Consider the following 20,625-nt stretch of genomic DNA (forward strand, 5'->3'; position numbering starts at 1 on the left):
AGTGCTCATCCTGCCGCACCGTTGGAGACGCTTCTGAGCTGTGTGGACGGCATTTTCGGCAGCCGCAGTGCCGTCCCGGAGGTGACCCGCCCCGCGCCGGCCTGTGTGCTCGTGGACGCGCGGGACGGGCTCGCCCAGGAGGCCTTCGAAGCCGCCGCGGAGACCCTGTTCACCGCGGTGCGGGAGAACGGCATGGTGGCGCTGTGGATCCGCCGCTCCTGCGGCGAACTCGGCCACTACCCGCGCCGCGCGGCCGAGCACGGGTTCACCGCAGTGGCCTGCGCCAACAACCCCGCCCGGATGTCCCCCGGCGGCTCGGGTGGCCCGGTCCTCGGCACCAACCCGCTGGCGTACGCGGTCCCGCGCCCGGACGCTGCGCCCCTCGTCATCGACCAGGCATCGTCAGGGACCGCCCACGTGAACGTACGCGGGAAGGCCGAGGCCGCTGAACCGATCCCGGAAGGCATGGTGGTCGGCCCCGACGGCGCCCCACCACCGACACCTCCGCCGCCCTCGCCGGCGCGCTGCTCCCCTTCGGCGGCCACCGCGGCGGCAACGTGGCCCTGCTCGTCGAACTCCTGACCACGATGGGCGGCGGCGCCTTCTCGCTGGACGCGCCCCCGTTCGACCACGGGAACGAAGCGCCACCGGCCCGGCACGCCCAATCACCGGCCGCCGAGGGCTGCTGAGCCCGCTCGCCCAGCGCGCCGAGCCCGCGCTGAGCGGCCCCGGCTCCATGACACCGCCCACGGTGATCTCCTGCGGGCGCCGTGAGCCGGGCTTCGACCAAGGGCCCAGGGGGACTCGACGAGGGAACGAACCTCACGGCACGGGCTGACGGATCACCACGCTTCCTGCGCGGCGAAGAAGCGCCTCCAGAAGTCGAGCCGTTCGGGCGAGGCGACCGCGACAGGTCCGAAGCGGTCGCCGACCTCCATGACCGTGGGCGAAGTCGTCCTGAAGGCAGGCCAGTCGGGTAGTCCGCGGCCGTTGGGGTCGCCTGTGGTGGCGTAGTCGGCCCAGTAGGACGACATGACGTCCGCGATCTCGTGGTCCTTGGCGGTCCAGTACGTGGTCGGGTTGGCGAAGACGTAGGCGATCTCGGAGGCGTGGTAGGCGCCGCGGATGTCGTGGTCGGGGCCGGGCGGACGGTGGGTCCAGAAGTAGGTGTGCACGGGGCGGTCCGTGTGGCGGGTCCAGCGCCTGGCCCACAGGTACGTCGAGCTGCGGGCGTTGTCGCGAACAGCGTCGTTGCTCGCGCGGGCCGCCTCGTCGTCCGTGGTCGCGGGATAGAGCCGGAGGAACTCGTCGGCCATGGTGCCGAACTTCCGCCGGGCGTCGCCGGTGTAGTCGTCGAGGGTGACATGGATGGGTGGCGCGCCGGGGCGGTCGGGGTAGCCGGTCTTCCGCCAGTAGTCGAAGGCGGTCTCCGGGACGGCGCCGCTCTCGTCGAGGTTGTTGCCCGCGAGGAAGGACACGTCGTTCTGCGCGCCGCGGGTGAGCGTCGTGGCGTAGTCGGACGGAATCAGCCAGCCGTCCACGACCGGTCTGAACAGGGGCGGCTTGGCGATGCTCCCGGTGTCGACGGTGGTGTCCGGGAGCGCCGCGGCGTCGTTCAGGTCCTGCCAGCGCAGGGCGCGCAACTCCTTGAGGTTTGCCGCGCCGTGCGAGGAGGCGTAGGCGCTGCCCTGCTCCTCGGCGGTGGCGGCCTTGCGGTAGGAGGTGCCGAGGTAGCGCAGTTCGGGATCGCCCGGGTCGCGGACCTGGCTCTCGGCGATCGAGCGTCGGAACAGCCCCGTGGCGAGCGGTGACATGGACAGGAACCCGACCGAGCCCGCGCCGGCGGACTGGCCGCCGATGGTCACGTTGTCCGGGTCGCCGCCGAACGCGGCGATGTTGCGTCGCACCCACTTCAGGGCGGCGACCTGGTCGAGCAGGCCGTAGTTGCCGGAGACGCCGTGCGGTGACTCCGCGCTCAGCTCGGGCGTGGAGAGGAAGCCGAGCGCGCCGAGACGGTAGTTGAAGGTCACGACGGCCACGCCCTTGCGGGCCAGGTTCTCGCCGTCGAACAGCGGGTCCGAGCTGGTGCCGCCGGAGAATCCGCCTCCGTAGATCCAGACGAACACCGGCCGCTGCCGGTCTCCGTGCGATGCGCCGGTCCACACGTTCAGGAACAGGCAGTCCTCGCTCATCTTCAGGCTGCCGTCCGCGGCCTGGGCCTGCGGGGGAGAGGCGCCGAACGCGTCGGCATCGCGCACACCCTTCCATGGCGCGGGCGGCGTCGGCGGCTTCCAGCGCAGGTCCCCGACCGGGGCGGCGGCATAGGGGATGCCCTTGAAGGCGGTGATGGACGCGTCGTTTCCCGGGGTGCCGCGCAGCATGCCGGACGCGGTCCGTACGGTGCGTCCGGTGGCGGCCGATGCCGGGCCCGCCGTGGCGAGGACCGGTCCGGCGGCCGCGGCCAGGAGCGCGGAGGCGATCAGGGAGCGCCGGGTGGGTGTCGTATCGCTGAACTTCATGCTCCGGGTCTCCTCAGCTCGCCAGGTAGCTCGTCGTTGCCGGATCGAATTCCAGGACGACCTGGTCGCCGGGCCGGCATCCGAGGCCGGCCCGTGTGGAGACCGTAATCGGCATGTCGGCGGAGCGGACGACCAGTTCGAGGCGGTCGCCGAGGAATTCGCAGGACTCCACCGTGGCGAGGAACTCGGCGTCTCGCAGCGCCGGTTCCTGCCCCTCGACGGTGGTCCGCACCTGGACGTTCTCCGGGCGGACACACACGTAGCCGCCGCTGCTGGATCGCTGGTCCTCTTCGGTCGACGAGCGGCCGCAGACCACCGGGCCGACGTCGGTCTTCGCCGTCACGCCGTTGCCGTCGCGCAGGGGCGAGACATCCTGCACGGGCAGCAGGTTGGCGCTGCCGATGAAGTCGGCGACGAAGGACGAACGGGGGTGGTGGTAGAGCCGTTCCGGGTGGTCGATCTGCTCGATGTGCCCGTGGTTCATCACGACCACGATGTCCGACAGCGCCAAGGCCTCCGCCTGGTCGTGGGTGACGTAGAGGGCGGTGACTCCGAACTGCTCCTGGAAGGAACGGAGTTCCTGGCGGAGCTTGGAGCGCAGCTTCGCGTCGAGGTTCGACAGCGGCTCGTCGAGGAGGAGTACCTCGGGGTCGCCGAGCAGGGCACGGGCGAAGGCCAGGCGCTGCTGCTGCCCGCCGCTCAGCTGGGTGGCCCAGCGGTCCGCCATGGGGGCGAGACCCACCTGGTCGAGCATGTCCAGGGCGCGCGCCCGGATGTCCTGGCCCCTGCGGCGGTTGCGTCCGTGCCGCATCGGGAAGGCCGCGTTGTCGAGGACGGTCATGTGCGGCCAGATGCCGTAGGACTGCGGGACCATCGCGATGGGCCGGTCCTCGGGGCGGACATGGATCTTCTGCGGCACATCGAACATCACCTGCCCGCCCATCTCGATCCGTCCGCCCGTGGCCTGCTCAAGGCCCGCGACACAGCGAAGGGTCGTCGTCTTTCCGCACCCACTGGGCCCGAGCAGCGTGACGAACTCCCCCTTGGGGACATCGAAGGAGACACCGTCGACCGCGTACGTGGACTCACTGCCGGCCGCCCGGTCGTAGGACTTGCGCAGCTCCGTGATGACGATCGAGTTCACGGGATTCCTGCTCATCGTTTCCACCATCTCTCTCATGCCTCCTGCATGTCGCTGCGCCGGTTGACGAGCCATACCGCGACCGTCGAAATCACCACGAGGACCACGGCCAGGGCGCTCGCCGTGGGGTTGTCGACGCTGGACGTGAACGTGTCCCACAGGACCACCACCAGCGTGCGGTTGTCCGAACTGGTCAGCAGCAGGGCGATCGGGAGCTCGCCCAGCGCGTGGGCGAAGACCCACAGCCAGCTCTTCCACAGGGTCGGCCGCAGCAGCGGGAGCAGTACCGTGCGGGTCACGGTGGACGGGCTCGCGCCGGTGACGCGCGCGGCCTCGACGAGGCCGTCGTCCAGTTGCAGGAGTGCCGTCTGCACCATGCGGGAACTGCGGGGGAGGAAGCGGGTCACGAGTGCGACGACGATGATCCATACGGTGCCGTAGATGGGGATCGGGACGAACAGGTACAGGAACAGGACGGCGGCGCCGAGGACGACGCTCGGAATCCCGAAGACCGCGAACTGCGTCTCGAACAGGAGCGTGCTGCCCCGGAACTGCCGTCGTGCCGCTGCCACGGCGATCCACACCGCCATCGCGGTGGTCACCGTGGCGGTGACCAGGACGACCTCGGCTGTGTTCAGCAGTATCTTGCCGATGTCCGGGATGTCGAGCAGGTGGCTGTAGTTCGCGAAGGTCATCGACTCGACCCCGGACCATGTGATGGGTCGGGTGTAGGGCGAGAAGCTCGTCCACAGCAGGGCCAGGATGGGCAGCACGATGCCGATGAACATGTAGGCGCAGACGACGATGAAGACCGGGATCCGCCACTTCCCGAGGCTCACCCGGGTCTGGCGGTAGCCCTTGCCGACCACGACCCGGAACCGGTTGGTGTCACGGACCCGGCGCCGGTACACGGCGAGCAGGATGAGTGACACCACGAGGATGAGGACGCCGTAGGTGCTGGCCTGCCCGTAGTTGGGGATTCCGCCGGGTGGTTGCAGCGAGTACTGGATGAGGCTGCTGAAGACGAAGATCTTGTCCGGCAGCCCGAGGATCGCGGGAATGGCGAACCCCTCCAGGGCCACGACGATGAACAGGATCCCGGCAGCGGACACGGCAGGTGTGACGAGCGGCAGAACGATCAGTCGGAGGCGGCGCCACAGGGAGGCACCCACCGTCGCGGCGGCCTCCTCGAGTTCGGGATTGAGCCGGGCGAGGGCCGGGGCGATCATCAGGTACATGCTGGGCACCCCGAAGATGCCCATCACCAGGATCATCCCGGGGATGGAATAGATGTCGATCTGCACGCCGAAGATCTTGTGGACAAGGATCGCCAGCGGCCCGTTCGCGGGGTTCGCGACGAGTGCCCACGCGATCGCCATCACCGTGACCGGAACCGCCATCGGGGCCAGCGCCATCGGACTGAGGAACTTGCGTCCGGGCAGGTCGGTCCGCTCGAAGAGGTAGGCGAGGCTGAGGCTGAGTACGAGGGCGACAAGGAGCGAACCGACCACGTAGATGACGGTGTTGAGCGTCACCGTCCCCAGCCGGCTGGACTCGAACACGGCCTGGAAGTTGTCGAGCGAGAAGCCGGGGACATCGAAGGGGAGCTCGGTGGGGGACGGCTTCAGGCTGCTGTAGATCAGGATCGCGAGGGGGACCAGAACCAGGTAGCCCACCAGGACTGCCATCGCCACGGACAACAGCGTGCCCGCTGCCGGTGCGAGCTTCCGCAGTTTCACGGCGGGGCTCTTCGCCGGGGCAGTGGGCGGTGCTTCCATCGCCGCCGGCGGCGGTGTTTCGTCGGTTTTCAGGACCATCGCGGGCCCCCGGACTTCTTCATATCGCTAGCCCACATCGGTCCCGAATTCCTTCTCTACCTTTGGATAGAACGTGGAGAGCTTGTTGTACTCGGCGAGTGTCTTGGTGCCGTACCACTTCAAGTGCGCCGCGCACAGCGCCTGGAGGACGGCGGTGTCACCGGGATCCGAGCAGTCGGTGTCCACCGGGATCCGGGAGTTGTAGCTCTTCGCGAGCACCTTCTGGGCGGCGTCCGACGACAGGAACGAGGTGAGCAGCGCCGCGGCGGCCGGGTGTCGGGCACCCTTGGGGACGTAGAGATACGACTCGCTGGCGCTGGTCGGCGAGATCGGCGCGATGCCGACGGGCGCTCCCTTCGCCTTCGCGGCGAGGGCCAGACTGGCGAGGCTGGTCCCGATGCTCACCTGCCCCGACTCGATGGGTGCTTCGGCCTGGGTGACGTTCGGCGAGTAGTGCGGCTTCAGGGCGCCGAACTTCTTGGCCCACGCCAGCGCCTTCGTCTCGCCCATCGCATCGTCCAGATCCCATACGGACATGAACGACGCGCGCGACTCCGCCGAGATCTTGCCACCGGACCACTTGGTGTCGAGCAGATCGTCCCAGGACATCGGCACGTCAGCGGGTTTGACCTTGTCGGTGTTGTAGGCCCACACCTTGGGGGTGGCCCACACGTAGACGAAGTTCTTGGCGAAGACGTTCTGGTCGTCGACGCCGTATTTCGACCAGTCGACGTCACCGGCCAGCTTGACCGCCGGTGTCATGGTGAGTCCGCCGGCGTTCGCCACGTCGATCGACACCTTCTTGGCGGCCTGCTCCATCCTGAGCTGGCTGACCTGGTCCGGTGCCTTGATGTTCGTGTACTTGACCTCGATGCCGGGGTGCTTCTTCCTGAACAGGTCGATGGCGGGCTGCATCTGGGCTTCCGGGTTCCAGGAGGCCCAGACGACCTCGCCCTCCTTCTTCGCCTGCTTCTCCAGGGCAGTCATCGACGCGGGGAGTGCGGTCTGCTCGGCTCCCGCTCCGCAGCCGGTCGCGACGGCCGTCGTGAGCAGCGCGAGCGCCGCGCATCCGGTGGCACTGCGCCGTGTCACCCTTCTCTTCACGTAATGACTGATCGCCATCCCCTCCTCGGGGGTACGCGCCCAACGTTGCGCAGGGCACCTGGTCTACGTCACGCGCTCAGCGGCAGCGGCGCGTCACGTTCTTCTGCACAGCAACAGGGATGAACGTGGGGGCGGGGCACCAGGCGGCGACGACCTCTGGTCGACACGGGCAGGTGCCAGGCCCTGGCGGTGCGGACGACTGTGAGTGGACCGTGGCGGCCCCTCGCGGCTCAGACGCTTTGTCAAACAAAATGGACCGTAGCACCGGCCCTGCTCGACGTGAACCCCGTCACGCGAAAATCCCGTTCCCTCGCTGTTTCCGCCTGTTGTGTGCGTGGACAGGTGCCGCAAAGCTGCTGGGTGTAGGGGCGTGACGGTCGTGGTCAGACCCCTGTTCCCGTACCGGACGGTCTCCTATTGTTGGACAACCTTGTGATGCGGGACGTCCGGGGGAGGAGAACTGGATGAGTGAGCGGCCGTCGAGCGGGCCGGAGGCATCGTCGTCGAGCAGGTTCGAGCGGGCCTACCGGGACCTGCGAAACCTGATCGTCTCGGGACACTTCGAGCCGAACGCCCGCCTCACCGAAGCGGAGTTGACGAGCCGCCTCGGTGTCTCGCGCGGCACCATCCGGTCGGTTCTGGTGCGCCTCGCGCAGGAGGGGTACGTCACCAGCGAGCCCAACCGGGGTGTCAGGACCCGCGTGTTCACCGTCGAGGAAGCGGCCACCGTCCTGGAGGCGCGCGAGGTCCTCGAATCGGCGCTGGCCGCCAAGGCCGCCACCTGTGCCACCGACTCCGAGCTCCGGGAACTCGCCGGCATCTGCCGGCAGATGGGCGACGCGGAGGAAGCGCGCGCCGAAGCGGACTACTCCCGGCTCAACAGGCGCTTCCACCGGCAGGTGCGGGCGATGGCCCGGCAGCCCATCCTGTCCGGGTTCGTCGACGTCCTCGTCTACCCCTTGGTGATGCGGCAGTTCCGTGACCGGACGCGGACCCACCCGAGGGCGAACTCGCTGAACGAGCACCGTGCCATCGTGGCGGCGCTCACGACGCGCAACCCCGACGCGGCCGCCGCGGCGATGCGGCACCACGTCGCCTCCGCGAGGCAGGCGCTCTTGCTGAACGCCACTCGGGCGACCGACGGCTGAAGGCACCCGTTGGGTCGGATTGTTTGACGATTCTCATGCCGGAACCTTGTCGTTGGGGCGAAACGACTGTTAGCTTCCCCGCATTGTCAAACAAAATAGTCCGGTGAGGAGAACGACATGATCAGTCAATGTCGCCGTGACGCAGGGCTTCGCAGGGACTACCGAGGGGTCGCACGATGACACGACTCTCGGTGGCCCTGCGTCGCTACCCGCACACGGATCCGCTGATCGACGGCGCTGTGAAGGTCGCCGGCTGCGATCTCGACTTCCCGGAGGTCGAGCCCATCCACCGGGCATTCGCCCCGATGGTCCGTGAGCTCCGCTACGACGTCTCCGAGCTCGCCATCGCCACCCTGCTGCAGGCCGTCGAGGCCGGTGTCCAGGTCGCCGCGCTCCCCGTGGTCCTGCACGGCAACTTCCACCACAAGTCCATCTCCGTCTGGGGCGGCGAGGGGCAACTCCGCCCCGAGGACCTGCGCGGACGGCGGGTGGGTGTGCGTGCCTACAGCCAGACGACGGGCCTGTGGGTCCGTGGTGTGCTCAGTGACACCTACGGAGTGCGGTCACAGGACGTGACATGGGTGACCCGGGAGGGCGCACATGTCGACGGTGTGCCCGAGCCGTCCAACGTCGAGCGCACGTCGCGGCCCCTGGTGGAGGCCCTGCGGGACGACGAGCTCTCCGCGGTCGTCATGGGTGCGCGCTCGGCCGATCACGTCGACGGCCTTGTCCCGCTGATCACTGACTGGAAGGCCCAGCAGGCGCAGTTCCTGGAGGACCACGGCTGGGCCCCGATCAACCACCTCGCCGTCGTGCGCAAGGACCTCCTGGAGTCCAGGCCGGACCTCGTACGAGAGGTCTACCGAGGTCTCTGCGCAGGCATCGACGCCGCCCGCCCCGTCGAATCCACCGGCTCCACCCGCGAGCTGGTGGTGCAGCACGGTGTCAGCGACACCCTCCTGGCCACGCTCCAGACGGCCATCCGCTATGCCCGGGAGCAGGACCTCATCAAGGACGACCTGGACGCGGCGGACCTCTTCGCCGACTTCAACCGCTACGTGGGCCGCCCGTGACCGGCTCACGAGGCCCCCTTCGCACGCCGCTGTACCGACACCGTTCAGAGGAGAGCCGATGCGCTACTTCGACACCCACACCCATGCCATCTCCAGCGACGCCGACACCTACCCGCCGAAGCCGCTCGGCGGCACCCGCTCCGAGTGGTCCCGGACCCGGCCCGTGGATGTCACCGGCCTGATCCGCAGCCTCGACGACGCGGGCGTCGAGCGGGCCGCCCTCGTCCACGCCTCGACCGTGTACGGATTCGACAACCGGTACGCGGCCGACGCCCTGGCCAAGTTCCCGGACCGTCTGGTGGGCGTCTGCGCCGTCGACTTCCTCTCCGATTCCGCCGTGCCGGACCTTCGGCACTGGATCGAGGAGCGCGGCTTCAGCGGTGTCCGCATCCGGGTGTCCGACGGCACCACGAAGGTCCCCACGCCGGGCAGTGGTCTCTCGGACGAGCGGATGGCCGCGGTGTGGGACTACGTGGAGAGCCGTGGTGTGCCGGTGTGCATCCAGATGCACTCGAAGGACACCGGCAAGCTCCTCCAAGTCCTCGAAGCACACCCGACGTTGACCGTGCTGCTCGACCACGCCGGACGCCCCGACGCCAGTGGTGGCCCCTCGTACCCGAAGCTCGACGAACTCGGGCGGCTGGCCCGCTTCCCGCGGGTCAACCTCAAGATCACCCCTCCGGCGCTGCGGCGCCTCAAGGACACGGAGGGCGCGGATGTCGTCGAGGTGCTGCGACGCCTCGCGGGCGTCTTCGGTGCCGATCACCTGATGTGGGGATCGAACTTCCCGGCGTCCGACGGCTCCCTGAAGGACCTGCGCGACTCCATCGAGGGCCTCCTGTCCTGGATGTCGCCGGACGAACTCGCGGCCGTTCTCGGCGGTAACGCGGCCCGTGTCTACAACGCACCCGCGATCAACCGATAGCCACTGCCGACCCCGCGTGGGCTGACACGACCTGAGGACATCATGTGACGGGACAGGAACGAAGGAGCGGGACGGGTCGCAAGCGGTTCGCCCTGACGGCGGCCACCGCGCTGGTCGGCGCGGCCGCCATGGCCGGCTGTGGCGCGAAGGCCGAGAGCGCCGATCTGCCGGAGTCGATGGACGCGCTGGTGAAGCAGGCGAAGCAGGAGGGGGAGGTCGAGTGGTCGGCCCCCAAGCCGCAGCAACAGATGCAGCCGGCGATCGACCTGTTCGAGAAGAAGTACCCGAGCATCAAGATCAAGTACACCAACACCAAGGCTCCCGACCAGGTGAGCCAGCTCAGGATGGAACAGGCCGCCGGGAAGGTGTCGGTCGACGTGGCCAACGCCGGCGGGATCACCGTGACCCCGTCCGCCGACATGGCGGACGACATCGACTGGTCGAAGTACGGCATCGGCTCCGAGAACCTCCTCGACAAGAAGCTGGTCTACATCTGGGCGGTGCCGAAGGTGTGGGCCTACAACACGGAGAAGGTCAAACCCGCTGACGTGCCGAGGAGTTGGAGCGATCTGCTCGACCCGAAGTGGTCCGGCGGCAAGATCTCGGCGGAGTCGCGCGCGTCGTTCCTGACCCCCTGGGCGCTTGATTCGTCCATGGGCGAGGCGGAGGCGCTGTCGTGGGCGAAGAAGTTCGCCGCGCAGAAGCCCCACTTCACACCGAACACGACGCAGTCGGAGGCACCGATCGAGTCGGGAGAGGTGAGTGTCGGCACCAGCCTCATCAACCTCGTCCTCCAGGCGAAGAAGACCGGCGCGCCCGTCGAGGTGGCCCCCATCTCGCCGACCAACGCCAACGAGTCGTACCTCTACGTCCCGAAGGGCGCACCGCACCCCGCCGCCGCGGCGCTGCTCACCTCGTTCCTGTCCTCCGACAAGGCCCAGCAGGCCCTCGCCACGACGTACAACTCCCGGATCCCGGCGAGCACCGACTGCTCGGACACGAGTGACACACCTGTCCTGGAAGCCGTCTGCGAGGCGAAGCTGAAGTGGTACCCCACCGCGACGCTGGCCGAGTACGACAACCTCACGACCTTCTTCCCCAAGGGGGAGGACGCGATGGGTACGAGTGTCGGGTGAGGACACGGGACTGAGCCCTGGCCCGACCCATGACGAGGGCCGCCCGGGCAGCTTCGCCTCGCTCAGGATCCGCAACTACCGCCGCTTCTCCATCGGGCAGTTCACGTCGGTGGCCGGCAACTGGATGCAGAACATCGCCGTCGGCTGGCTCACCCTCGAACTCACCGGCAGCGGAACCGTGCTCGGCATCGTGACCGCCGCCCGGTACCTGCCGATCCTGCTGCTCGGGGCCTGGGGCGGACTCGTGGTCGACCGCCATGACACGCGCCGACTGCTGCTCCTCACCCAGATCTGCTTCGCCGTCCAGGCCGCGTTCCTCACCGTACTGTCGTGGGCACACCTCGTGACGCTGCCACTGCTCATCGTGGTCATGCTCGGGCTCGGCCTCACGAACGTCTTCGACAGTCCCGCACGTCAGAAGCTGATCAGTGAGCTCGTCGACACGGATCACCTGTCCAACGCCATCGCGATCAACTCCACCCTCGTCAACACGGCCAAGCTAGCCGGGCCCGGCATCGCCGGATCCGTGATCGCGGCCCTGGGGGTGGCCCCGTGCTTCGCCCTGGACACGGTCTCGTTCCTCGCCGTCATCGTCAGTCTGCTCAGGCTGCGGACGGCGGAGATGTATCCGGGAGAGCGGGAGGTGCGGGCGAAGGGCCAGATCCGGGCCGGCCTCCGCCATGTCCGGCGCACGCCCGAGCTGCTGTACCCGATGGTCATGGTGTACGTGACGGGCATCCTCACCTGGGAGTTCCCGGTGAGCCTGCCGCTGCTGACGAGGTCGGTGTTCGGGGCGGGACCGGCCGGGTACGGCACGGCGATGGCCGTCATGAGCGTGGGCGGGGTGCTCGGAGGCCTGGTCGCGATGCGCAGGCGCCGGCTCGGCACCCGGCCACTGTCGGTGTCCGCGGTGATCTGGGGCGTCCTCATCTGCGGCGCGGCTCTTGCGCCGACGCTGCCGGTGGCGCTCGTCGTGCTCGCGTTCGTCGGCTCCGCCTCGGTCACGTTCAACTCCTCGGCCAAGACTCTGATGCAAGTGTCGGCAGCCCCGCAGATGCGTGGGCGGGTGCTGTCCATCTGGTCGATCGGCTGGCTCGGGGGCACCGTCATCGGCGGTCCTGCCGTCGGAGCGATCGGCGCGTCCTGGGGCGCCCGCAGCGCGCTGCTCGTCGGCGGGCTCGCGTCGGCCGGTGTCGGCCTCACCGTACTGCTGGCCCTGTCGATGACCCGGGGCGCGCACGGACACCACTGAGTACGCCCCAACTGCGGGCTTGTGCGGCGCCATGGGGTTCTCGCCGCCATCCGGCCGGTTCGTTGTCGGACAATGCTGAGCCGATCGCGCTCGGTGTTTCTGTGAATGCAAGGTTCTTCCTGCAGGCTTCTTGTCCCCTCCTGGAGGCGGTGTTACGTTCGCATCACTGGTTGTCCGACAATCCCGGAGGCGAAGAGGGTCGCCGAGATTGCCTCAGCAAGAGCACGTTCACTGCACTGCCACCCATGAACGCCGGGGCCGAGGAGACAGATATGTCGACCACACAGCGCAACTCCCACTCGGAGGCACTCCGACTGGAGAACGTCACCCTGCAGTTCCCCGGCACCCATCGACCGGCGATCCAGGACGTCACGTTCAACGTCGATCGCGGCAAGGTCGTCGCCGTGATCGGACCCAGCGGGTGCGGGAAGAGCACCATCCTCAACCTGGCCGCGGGGCTGCTCACTCCCACGCAGGGAGAGGTGCACTACGCCGGCGAACCGGTCATCACCGTCAACTCCGATGCGGCGTACGTGACCCAGCAGTCCCACCTGCTCCCCTGGCTGAGTGTGCGGGCCAACGTCGGCCTGGCGCTCAGGTTCCGCAAGGTCCCCAAGGAGGAGCGCGAGGCGCGCATCGCCGACTGGATCAAGCTCGTCGGCCTCACCGGATTCGAGGACCACTTCCCCCGGGAGCTGTCCGGCGGCATGCAGAAGCGCTGCGCGATCGCGCGGGCGCTGATCTACAACCCGTCCATCGTGCTGATGGACGAGCCGTTCGGGCCGCTCGACGCCATCACGCGCCTCAAACTCCAGCAGGAACTGCTCAACATCTGGCAGGAGCAGAACGGGACGCTCATCTTCGTCACGCACGACCTCAACGAGGCCCTGTACCTGGCCGACGAGGTCGTCGTGATGTCACGGGGTCCGGGCACGATCCGCCGAGTCATCAAGGTTCCCTTCGAGCGGCCCCGCAGCATCGGCTCGCTCGTCGAGACCCGCGAGTTCTCGGAGCTCTACAACGACCTCTGGGGCCTCTTCGCCTCCGAGCAGCGGGAAGCCGCCTGACGCGGCAGGGCCGCAGCCCCACCAGCCAATACATCGCAGAGCACGCCGGCACGTTCCTTTCGGAAGCCGTCACGCCTGCCGCCCAGTGAGGTTCACAGAGTTGCTATCGATCACGGAAGAGATCGCCGTACCAAGTCCGCCCAGGCGTGTCTGGGAGGTCATCTCCGACCCCCAGGCCGTCGTCTCGTGCATCGGCGGCGCAGAGCTCGGCCCCTCGCACGACGACGGGTCGTTCGACGGAACCCTCGTCGTCAGGTTCGGCGGCATCCGGGTCAAGTTCGGCGCCCGGGTCTCCCTCGACCTGGACGAGTCCGGGCACGAGGGCAAGCTCACCGCCCGCGGCAAGGACGGACAGGGCGCCACCCGCTTCAGCGCCCAGGCCACCTTCCGGGTCGTCGAGGGGAAGACCCCCGACACCTCGCTGGTCTCGGTCGACGGCGAGATCCAACTCAACGGCAAACTCGCGAAGTTGATCGAGTCGGGTGCGGGTGCGGTGATCTCCCGGATGACCAAGGAGTTCTCCGACCAGCTGATCCAGAAGTGCGCGCCGCCCGCCGAGCCGGTCACGGCAGCGACCCCCGAGACGCAGTCCGCAACCGCCGTCCGCCCGGCCCCGGCCCGCCCGACCGGCCTGTTCGCCCGGCTGCGTGCCTGGTGGGCGGGGCGGCGCTCCAAGCGCGGCGCGCAGCAGTCACAGGCGGCAGCCGGTTCCGCGAACAAGTCCGGTGAAGCACTCGGTCGAGGAGGTCGACGATGACGACGATGACGACGAAGGCAACATCCAGGCACAACCAGGTGATCGGCGCCCTCGAGGCGGGCGAGCACGTCTTCGCGACCTTCTCGGCGGCCGACCCGTCGGCCGCCATCGAGCTCACCACCACCAAGTACGACACCGTGGTGTTCGAGATGGAGCACAAGCCCTGGGACATCAACGCGCTCCGGGACAGCTTCCAGTACCTGCTCAGCCGCCGCCAGATCTTCGGCGCCGACAGCCTCGCCCCCGCCGTCACCCCGATGGTGCGCATCCCCGCCAACGGCGCGGAGAAGGCGCAGTGGCACGCCAAGCAGGCCTTGGACCTCGGCGCGTTCGGCATCATCTGGCCGCACATCTCCACCGTGGAGGAGGCCCGAAACGCCGTCGCCGCCTGCCGATACCCGAGTCTGCCCGACGCGCCCCGATACGAGCCCGCCGGCCTGCGCGGCGACGGCCCGCACGCCGCGACCCGCTACTGGGGCATCTCGAACATCGAGTACTACGCCAAGGCCGACGTCTGGCCGCTCGCCCCGGACGGCGAGATCCTCGTGGGCCTCATGATCGAGGACCAGCGCGGCATCGAGAACCTGCCGGACATCCTCGACCAGGTGCCGGGCATCGGCCTGATCCTCATCGGCGAGGGCGACATGAGCCAGGAGCTCGGCGTCCCCCGCCAGTACGAGCACCCGAAGGTCCTGGAGTGCAAGCGGCGGATCCTCGACATCTGCGCCGAGCGCGGTGTCGCCGTCGGTCATCCGCACGTGACCGCCGACAACGTCAAGCAGGTGCTCGACGACGGCTACCGGTTCCTGATGTCGGCGCCCGTGCGCACCTACCCCGGCCTGGAGAAGGCCCGTGAACTGACCGGCCGTGACAGCTGACCGGCCGCGACCGACGGCGTCCACCTCCCGACTTCGGAGCAACTCATGATCATCGACAGTCACGGCCACTTCACCACGGCGCCCCCGGCGCTGGGGGAGTGGCGGCAGAAGCAGATCCAGGCGTTCGAGGAGTCGGGCGCGCGCGTCTCGCCCGACCAGCTGCACATCACCGACGACGAGATCCGCACCGCCATCGAGAACGGCCAGCTGAAGCTCCAGACCGAGCGCGGCACCGACCTCACCCTGTTCTCGCCGGGCGCGGGCAAGATGGCCCACCACTACGGCGACGAGCGCACCAGCCTCGACTGGTCCCGGGTCAGCAACGACCTCATCGCCCGGGTGTGCGGCCTCTTTCCCGAGCGGTTCGTCGGGGTGTGCCAGCTCCCGCAGTCGCCGGGCGACGCCCTGCCCGCCTCCATCGCCAACTCGGCCACCGAACTGGAGCGCTGCGTCGAGGAGTTGGGCTTCGTCGGCTGTCTGCTCAACCCGGACCCCTCCGACGGGTTCTACCAGGCCCCGCCGCTGACCGACCGGGTCTACTACCCGCTCTACGAGAAGCTGGTCGAGCTCGACGTCCCGGCCATGGTGCACGTCGCCATGTCGAGGAACCCCGCGCTTCAGGGCACGTGCGCGCACTATCTCGCCGGTGACACCGCGGCGTTCATGCAGCTGTGCGAGTCGGACCTGTTCAAGGACTTCCCGACGCTGAAGCTGATCCTGCCGCACGGCGGCGGCGCCGTCCCGTACCACTGGGGCCGCTACCGCGGAATGATGCAGGACCGCGGCCGGCCGCCGCTGGAGGAGTCGATCCTGCGCAACGTCTCCTTCGACACCTGCGTGTACCACAAGCGCGGCATGGAGCTGCTGCTCGACATCATTCCGGTCCAGAACGTCCTGTTCGCCTCGGAGATGATCGGCGCCGTCCGCAGCGTGGACCCGGAGACGGGCCGGCGGTTCGACGACACCAAGTACACCCTCGATTCCATCGACACGCTGAGCGACACAGACCGGCAGTCGATCTACGGAGGCAACGCGCTGCGGGTCTTCTCCCGGCTCGACGGCGTCCTGAAAGCGCGGGCGACGGCCGCGGCGAACGTGAAGGAGCTCCACAAGTGAAGGTCTACGAAGCCCTGGCCGAGGCATTCGTCAAGGAAGGCACCACCGATGTCTTCGGCATGATGGGCGACGCCAACATGCACTGGATGGCCGCCCTCGCCGATCAGGGCGTGCGCCTGTACGAGGTCCGCCACGAGGGCTCCGGCCTCGGTATGGCGGACGGCTGGGCGCGCGGCGCCGGACAGCCTGGCGTGGTCACCACGACCAGCGGCCCCGGTGTCTCGCAGCTCGCCACCTCCATGATCGTGGCGAGCCGGGCGCGCACCCCGCTGGTCGCGTTCTGCGGCGAGACCCCGCTGGGCGACGAGGGCGCCACCCAGTACCTCGACCAGCGCCGCTTCGCCGCCGCGATCGAGTGCGAGTTCATCCACGTGACCCGGCCCGAGAACGCCCAGGACGCGGTGCGCAAGGCCTTCTACCTGGCGCGCACCGAGTCCAAGCCGGTCATGATCAGCGCACCGTTCGACGTGCAGACCGCCGAACTCGACGACTACGACGACGAATACGTGCCGTCCACCGCGCTGATCGAGAAGCCCCGGCTGCTGCCGGACCCGGCCGGGATCCAGGCCGCCTGCGACCTGATCCAGGACGCCAAGCGTGTGGTGATCATCGCGGGTCGTGGCGCGCGCAAGGCCGACTCCGGCGAGGAGATCCTCGCTCTCCAGGAGCAGACCGGAGCCCTGCTGGCCACCACACTCCAGGCGAAGAACTGGCTGTGCGACCGCACCGACTTCCACGTCGGACTGTCGGGCCTGTTCGGTGACAAGCCGTCCATGGAGCTGCTCCAGGAGGCCGACTGTGTCATCGCGGTGGGCGCCAGCCTGAACCACTACACGATCGAGAGCGGCTACCTCTACCCCGAGGCCAAGTACGTACAGATCGACACATCGCCGCACGTGGTGATGGGCAACGGCAAGGTGGCGGACTGCTACCTGCAGGCCGACGCGGTCACCGCGCTCACCGAGCTGGCCCGCGAACTGCGCGCAAGGTCCGTGCAGTTGGACGGCTACCACACCGACGCGGTCAAGCAGCACCTCACCGCCCGGATCCAGCAGCCCGAGTACGTCAGCGAACCCGGACGGCTCGACCCGCGCGAGGCGATCTGGATCCTCGACCACGAACTCCCCGGCGAGATGGGCCTGGTGCTCGGCAGCGGCCACCAGACCGACTTCGGCACCATGCTCTTCCAGCGCTCCCGTGATGTGCTCTCCAACTACGGCATGTTCGGCGCCATCGGCCAGGCCCCGCTGATCGCGCTCGGTCAGCTGATCGCGCAGGGCAACAGGCCGGGCTTCGTGGTGGAGGGCGACGCGAGCTTCATCATGCACCTGGCCGAGTTCGAGACGGCGGTCCGCTACGACGTCCCGCTCCTCGTCGTCGTGATGAACGACCAGGGCCTCGGCGCCGAGTACCACAAGGCGAAGGCCAAGGGCCTCGACCCGGACCTCGCGACCATCTCCACACCCGAACTCGGCGCGGTCGCCGAGTCGTTGGGCGGCGGCGGAGCCACGGTCCGCACGGCACAGGAACTGAGCGACGCGCTCGCGGAGTACGTGCGCGAGCCCCGGCCCACCGTGATCGACGTCCGTATCACCCGCGAGGTGCTGAGCACCCCGTACAGGCGCATCCAGTACGGAGAGGACGTGTGAGCGGCATGGACCGGAAGACACCACTGAGTGTGGTCCTCGGCAACCACCCGCACACCCGTCCGTTGAAGGACGGCACTGTCCCTGTGGACGGGGTGGCATGCCTGTACCCGGAGTTCTCCCCGCTGCCGCCGGCCTTCGCCCGGATGGTCCGCGACCTGGCCTACGACATCTGCGAGATGCCGATGGCCACCTACCTCCAGGCCCGTGACGCCGGCGTGCCGGTGACACTGCTGCCGGTGGTCCTGGTGGGAAGCACCCACCACCGGTCCCTGACCCGGCTGCCCGAGGGCGAGGCCCTCGCCCCCGAGGAACTCGTCGGGCGACGCGTGGGTGTGCGCTCCTACGGCCAGACCACCGGCCTGTGGGTGCGGGGCTGGCTGCGTGAGGAGTACGGCGTCGAGTCCTCGGACGTCACATGGGTGACCACCGAGGACGTCCACGTCGCCCAGTACCGCAACCCGGCCAACGTAGAGCGCTCGGACAGCGGGCGGGTCGCCGACCTGCTGCGCGCCGGAGATGTCTCGGCGGCGGTGCTCGGCCCGAAGGCGATCGGCGGGCAGGGGGCGGGACTCGTCCCCCTCGTCAAGGACGCGGAGGACGCCGGACAGGCGTGGATCGAGCGGCACGGCACGGTTCCGGCGAACCATCTGCTGGTGGTGCGTGACGACACCCTGCGCGACCGGGAGGACGAAGTGATCGCCGTGTACCGGGCGTTGAAGGACGCGATCGTCTCGAGCGCGGGGGAGCGCGACGACTCGCCGGCCGGACGCGCGGTGACGGCCGGCTGGAGCGACTCGCTCGTGGCCTGCCTGGAGATCGCCGGACAGTACGCCCTGGAACAGGGCCTCATCGGGGAACCGGTGGATGTCGCGGCGATCGAGGAGAAGGCGGCCTTCCTCGCCAGGTGAGGAGGCGATCGGCACGGGTGCGCCCTTGGGCGGCGCACCCGTCATGGAACAGTGACAAGGAGGAGCGGCGATGGTGGCGCTGCGCAAGCGGGGCAACGCGCCCACGCGCAAGCCGGAGGTCTGGACACCGGATCTGCTCGAGAAGGTCGCCTGGCGGGTGAAGGCGGCGAACGAGCCCTTCCGGGGAGTGGGGACGTCGGACGGCATCCGGCCGGGACTGTTTCCGCTGCGCGACACGGGCGCCGACGTCCGCAAGGTGTACCGGGCCGCGGAGGACTACCTCGCGGGCCTGACGGAGAAGCAGCTCGCCGATGGCCGCTTCCCCGTGGACGACGTGAGCTGGCGCCACTGGAACAACGGCGCCCGGTACTTCCTGCGGCACGGCATCTGCCTGGAGGAGCTCGACGAGACGCAGCGCGAGCGCGCCATGGCCGTCGTCCGGGAGAGCCTCAGCGCGGACGGCTACGGCCAGATGGTCGACCTGATGCATCTCAACCTGACCATCGGGGAGTTGAGCGACAACGAGGACGGCCTCAACGAGTGGCTGTACTGGTTCTCCGTGTACGGCGAGCCCGAGAACGGCGGCCCGTGGGGCTGGCAGCTCGACGGCCACCACGTCAACGTCAACTGCGTCTTCGTCGGTGACCGGATGGTCCTCACCCCGTCCTTCCTCGGCGCCGAACCGGTCATCGCCGGGTCCGGCAAGTACGCCGGGACCGTGGCCTTCCGGCACGAGGAGGCGCTCGGCCAGGAACTCTTCACCGGCCTCGCACCCAAGCAGCGCGAGCGGGCCGTCATCGCGGACACCCTGCCGCCGGAACTGTTCGTCGGAGCGTTCCGCGACAACTTCGAACTCGACTACCGGGGCCTGCCGTTGAGCGGAATGTCCCCGGGGCAGCGCGGCACCGCGCTCCAACTCCTCGGCCGGTACGTGAACCGGGCCGGCGACCACCACGCCCGGGTGCGCATGGAGGAGGTCCTGGCCCACGAGGGAGACACCCACTTCGCCTGGGCCGGGGACCCCGACGGCACCTTCTACTACCGGTTCCACAGCCCGGTCATCCTCGTCGAGTTCGAGCACATGCCCGGCGTCATCTTCGGCAACGACTATCCCTCGCGCCGACACATCCACACCATCGTCCGCACCCCCAATGCCGGTGACTACGGCGTGGACCTGCTGCGTCAACACCACGAGCGGCACCACAAGCCGCGAACCACGGACGACGAACGCACAAGGAGAGAGAAATGAAGTTGGTGCTCGGCCGCGACGATCTCGCGGCAGCCGCGGAGGCGGCGATCCGCGAGAGCGGAACAGAACCGGAGCGGCTCGACATCAGCCCGGTGCACAAGGCGTCCCGCGGCTTCGTGAACCAGTCGAACGCGGACCTGTGCGAAGTGGCCATCGCGACCGTCCTCCAGGCCGTCGACCGCGGCAAACCGGTACTGCTCCTGCCGGTCACCACGCTCGGACGCCACCAGCACCAGACCCTGGTCACCCTCGGCAAGCTGTCGGTCGCCGACGTGGAGGGGCACAGCGTAGGCGTCCGCTCCTGGAGCCAGACCACCGGCGTGTGGATGCGCGGCTTCCTCAGCGAGCAGTACGGCATCGACCTGCGCAAGGCCGACTGGACGACGTACGAGGGCAGCCACGTCGACGGCACCGACGACCCCTCGTGGGTGAAGCGGGCCCCCGAGGGTGCCAAGCTGCAGGCAGACTTCCTCGAAGGCCGGCTCGACTTCGGGATCATGGGCAACGGGCTCCCGGACGACGACCGCATCCGTACGGCCATCGACAACGCCCGCGAGACCGCCGAACAGTGGTCCAAGGACCAGGGATTCATCCCGGTCAACCACGTCGTCGGCGTGGCCGAGCAGGCCGCCGCGGAGCACTCCGCCGCCATTCTCGCCGCCTACGACGCGATGAAGTCCGTACTGACCACCGACGCCGAGCCGGGCCCCGTGCCGCTGCACCCCGTGGGCTTCGAGGCGCTGCGCGGCGCGTTCACCAAGGCCGCCTCCTACGCCTACGAGCAGGGTGTGATCGAGCGGGCGGTCGACTACGACGAGATGGTCGAGCGGTCCTGCGCGGCGCTCAAGGTGACACCGGACCGCCTCGGCGGCTGAGCCCGCACACA

At 68.8% G+C, this 20,625-nt stretch carries 19 protein-coding genes; 15 read left to right on the forward strand and 4 right to left on the reverse strand.

Features of this window, described 5'->3' with window-relative positions:
• Positions 1–42 precede the first annotated feature (42 nt).
• On the forward strand, positions 43–582 hold the full coding sequence (locus ACH4RC_RS03855; RefSeq protein ID WP_398194683.1) for an Ldh family oxidoreductase: 540 nt from the start codon (positions 43–45) through the stop codon (positions 580–582).
• Complete coding sequence (locus ACH4RC_RS03860; protein ID WP_398194685.1) at positions 558–689, forward strand: hypothetical protein; 132 nt, start codon at positions 558–560, stop codon at positions 687–689. Before ACH4RC_RS03855 ends, ACH4RC_RS03860 begins: the two co-directional genes overlap by 25 nt.
• A gap of 153 nt (positions 690–842) precedes the next feature.
• Here ACH4RC_RS03860 and ACH4RC_RS03865 read toward each other — a convergent pair whose 3' ends face one another.
• From ACH4RC_RS03865 to ACH4RC_RS03880, 4 genes are all read right to left on the reverse strand, one after another.
• The gene (locus tag ACH4RC_RS03865) at positions 843–2,519 is read right to left on the reverse strand and encodes a carboxylesterase/lipase family protein (RefSeq protein WP_398194687.1); all 1,677 of its coding nucleotides are present in this window, start codon (positions 2,517–2,519) and stop codon (positions 843–845) included.
• A 13-nt stretch (positions 2,520–2,532) separates the two neighbouring features.
• Positions 2,533–3,678: an ABC transporter ATP-binding protein gene (locus tag ACH4RC_RS03870; RefSeq protein ID WP_398194689.1), complete on the reverse strand. Its 1,146-nt coding sequence runs from the start codon at positions 3,676–3,678 to the stop codon at positions 2,533–2,535.
• 17 nt (positions 3,679–3,695) lie between these two features.
• Positions 3,696–5,348 (reverse strand): ABC transporter permease, encoded by a 1,653-nt coding sequence (locus ACH4RC_RS03875; RefSeq protein ID WP_398195700.1) that lies wholly within the window; start codon positions 5,346–5,348, stop codon positions 3,696–3,698.
• A gap of 156 nt (positions 5,349–5,504) precedes the next feature.
• Complete coding sequence (locus tag ACH4RC_RS03880; RefSeq protein WP_398194690.1) at positions 5,505–6,569, reverse strand: ABC transporter substrate-binding protein; 1,065 nt, start codon at positions 6,567–6,569, stop codon at positions 5,505–5,507.
• A 476-nt stretch (positions 6,570–7,045) separates the two neighbouring features.
• Between ACH4RC_RS03880 and ACH4RC_RS03885 the strand changes: the two genes are divergently transcribed.
• From ACH4RC_RS03885 to ACH4RC_RS03945, 13 genes are all read left to right on the forward strand, one after another.
• Entirely contained in the window at positions 7,046–7,729 is a 684-nt protein-coding gene (locus ACH4RC_RS03885; protein ID WP_398194691.1) for a GntR family transcriptional regulator, read from the forward strand.
• Between the two features lie 176 nt (positions 7,730–7,905).
• A complete protein-coding gene (locus ACH4RC_RS03890) occupies positions 7,906–8,802 on the forward strand; it encodes a hypothetical protein (protein WP_398194694.1) in 897 nt (298 codons plus the stop codon).
• Between the two features lie 58 nt (positions 8,803–8,860).
• Entirely contained in the window at positions 8,861–9,727 is an 867-nt protein-coding gene (locus ACH4RC_RS03895; protein ID WP_398194697.1) for an amidohydrolase family protein, read from the forward strand.
• A gap of 44 nt (positions 9,728–9,771) precedes the next feature.
• Positions 9,772–10,863, forward strand: a complete 1,092-nt coding sequence (locus tag ACH4RC_RS03900; RefSeq protein WP_398194700.1) for an ABC transporter substrate-binding protein — start codon at positions 9,772–9,774, stop codon at positions 10,861–10,863.
• The gene (locus ACH4RC_RS03905) at positions 10,853–12,115 is read left to right on the forward strand and encodes an MFS transporter (protein ID WP_398194702.1); all 1,263 of its coding nucleotides are present in this window, start codon (positions 10,853–10,855) and stop codon (positions 12,113–12,115) included. Before ACH4RC_RS03900 ends, ACH4RC_RS03905 begins: the two co-directional genes overlap by 11 nt.
• 272 nt (positions 12,116–12,387) lie before the next feature.
• Positions 12,388–13,182 carry an ABC transporter ATP-binding protein gene (locus tag ACH4RC_RS03910; protein ID WP_398194705.1) on the forward strand — a complete coding sequence of 265 codons (795 nt, stop codon included), beginning with the start codon at positions 12,388–12,390 and terminating at the stop codon, positions 13,180–13,182.
• Positions 13,183–13,282: 100 nt separating this feature from the next.
• Positions 13,283–13,939, forward strand: coding sequence for an SRPBCC domain-containing protein (locus ACH4RC_RS03915; protein WP_398194707.1), 657 nt, complete (start codon positions 13,283–13,285; stop codon positions 13,937–13,939).
• Positions 13,936–14,817, forward strand: coding sequence for an HpcH/HpaI aldolase/citrate lyase family protein (locus ACH4RC_RS03920; protein ID WP_398194709.1), 882 nt, complete (start codon positions 13,936–13,938; stop codon positions 14,815–14,817). The genes ACH4RC_RS03915 and ACH4RC_RS03920 overlap by 4 nt, the downstream gene beginning before the upstream one ends.
• A gap of 45 nt (positions 14,818–14,862) precedes the next feature.
• On the forward strand, positions 14,863–15,933 hold the full coding sequence (locus ACH4RC_RS03925) for an amidohydrolase family protein (RefSeq protein WP_398194711.1): 1,071 nt from the start codon (positions 14,863–14,865) through the stop codon (positions 15,931–15,933).
• Complete coding sequence (locus tag ACH4RC_RS03930) at positions 15,930–17,582, forward strand: thiamine pyrophosphate-binding protein (RefSeq protein ID WP_398194714.1); 1,653 nt, start codon at positions 15,930–15,932, stop codon at positions 17,580–17,582. The genes ACH4RC_RS03925 and ACH4RC_RS03930 overlap by 4 nt, the downstream gene beginning before the upstream one ends.
• A gap of 5 nt (positions 17,583–17,587) precedes the next feature.
• A complete protein-coding gene (locus ACH4RC_RS03935; protein ID WP_398194716.1) occupies positions 17,588–18,490 on the forward strand; it encodes a hypothetical protein in 903 nt (300 codons plus the stop codon).
• Between the two features lie 70 nt (positions 18,491–18,560).
• Positions 18,561–19,739, forward strand: a complete 1,179-nt coding sequence (locus ACH4RC_RS03940; RefSeq protein ID WP_398194719.1) for a DUF3500 domain-containing protein — start codon at positions 18,561–18,563, stop codon at positions 19,737–19,739.
• Positions 19,736–20,614, forward strand: coding sequence for a hypothetical protein (locus tag ACH4RC_RS03945; RefSeq protein ID WP_398194722.1), 879 nt, complete (start codon positions 19,736–19,738; stop codon positions 20,612–20,614). Before ACH4RC_RS03940 ends, ACH4RC_RS03945 begins: the two co-directional genes overlap by 4 nt.
• Positions 20,615–20,625: the final 11 nt, after the last annotated feature.

The organism is Streptomyces sp. NPDC016845, from assembly GCF_044332585.1.
Lineage (GTDB): Bacteria > Actinomycetota > Actinomycetes > Streptomycetales > Streptomycetaceae > Streptomyces.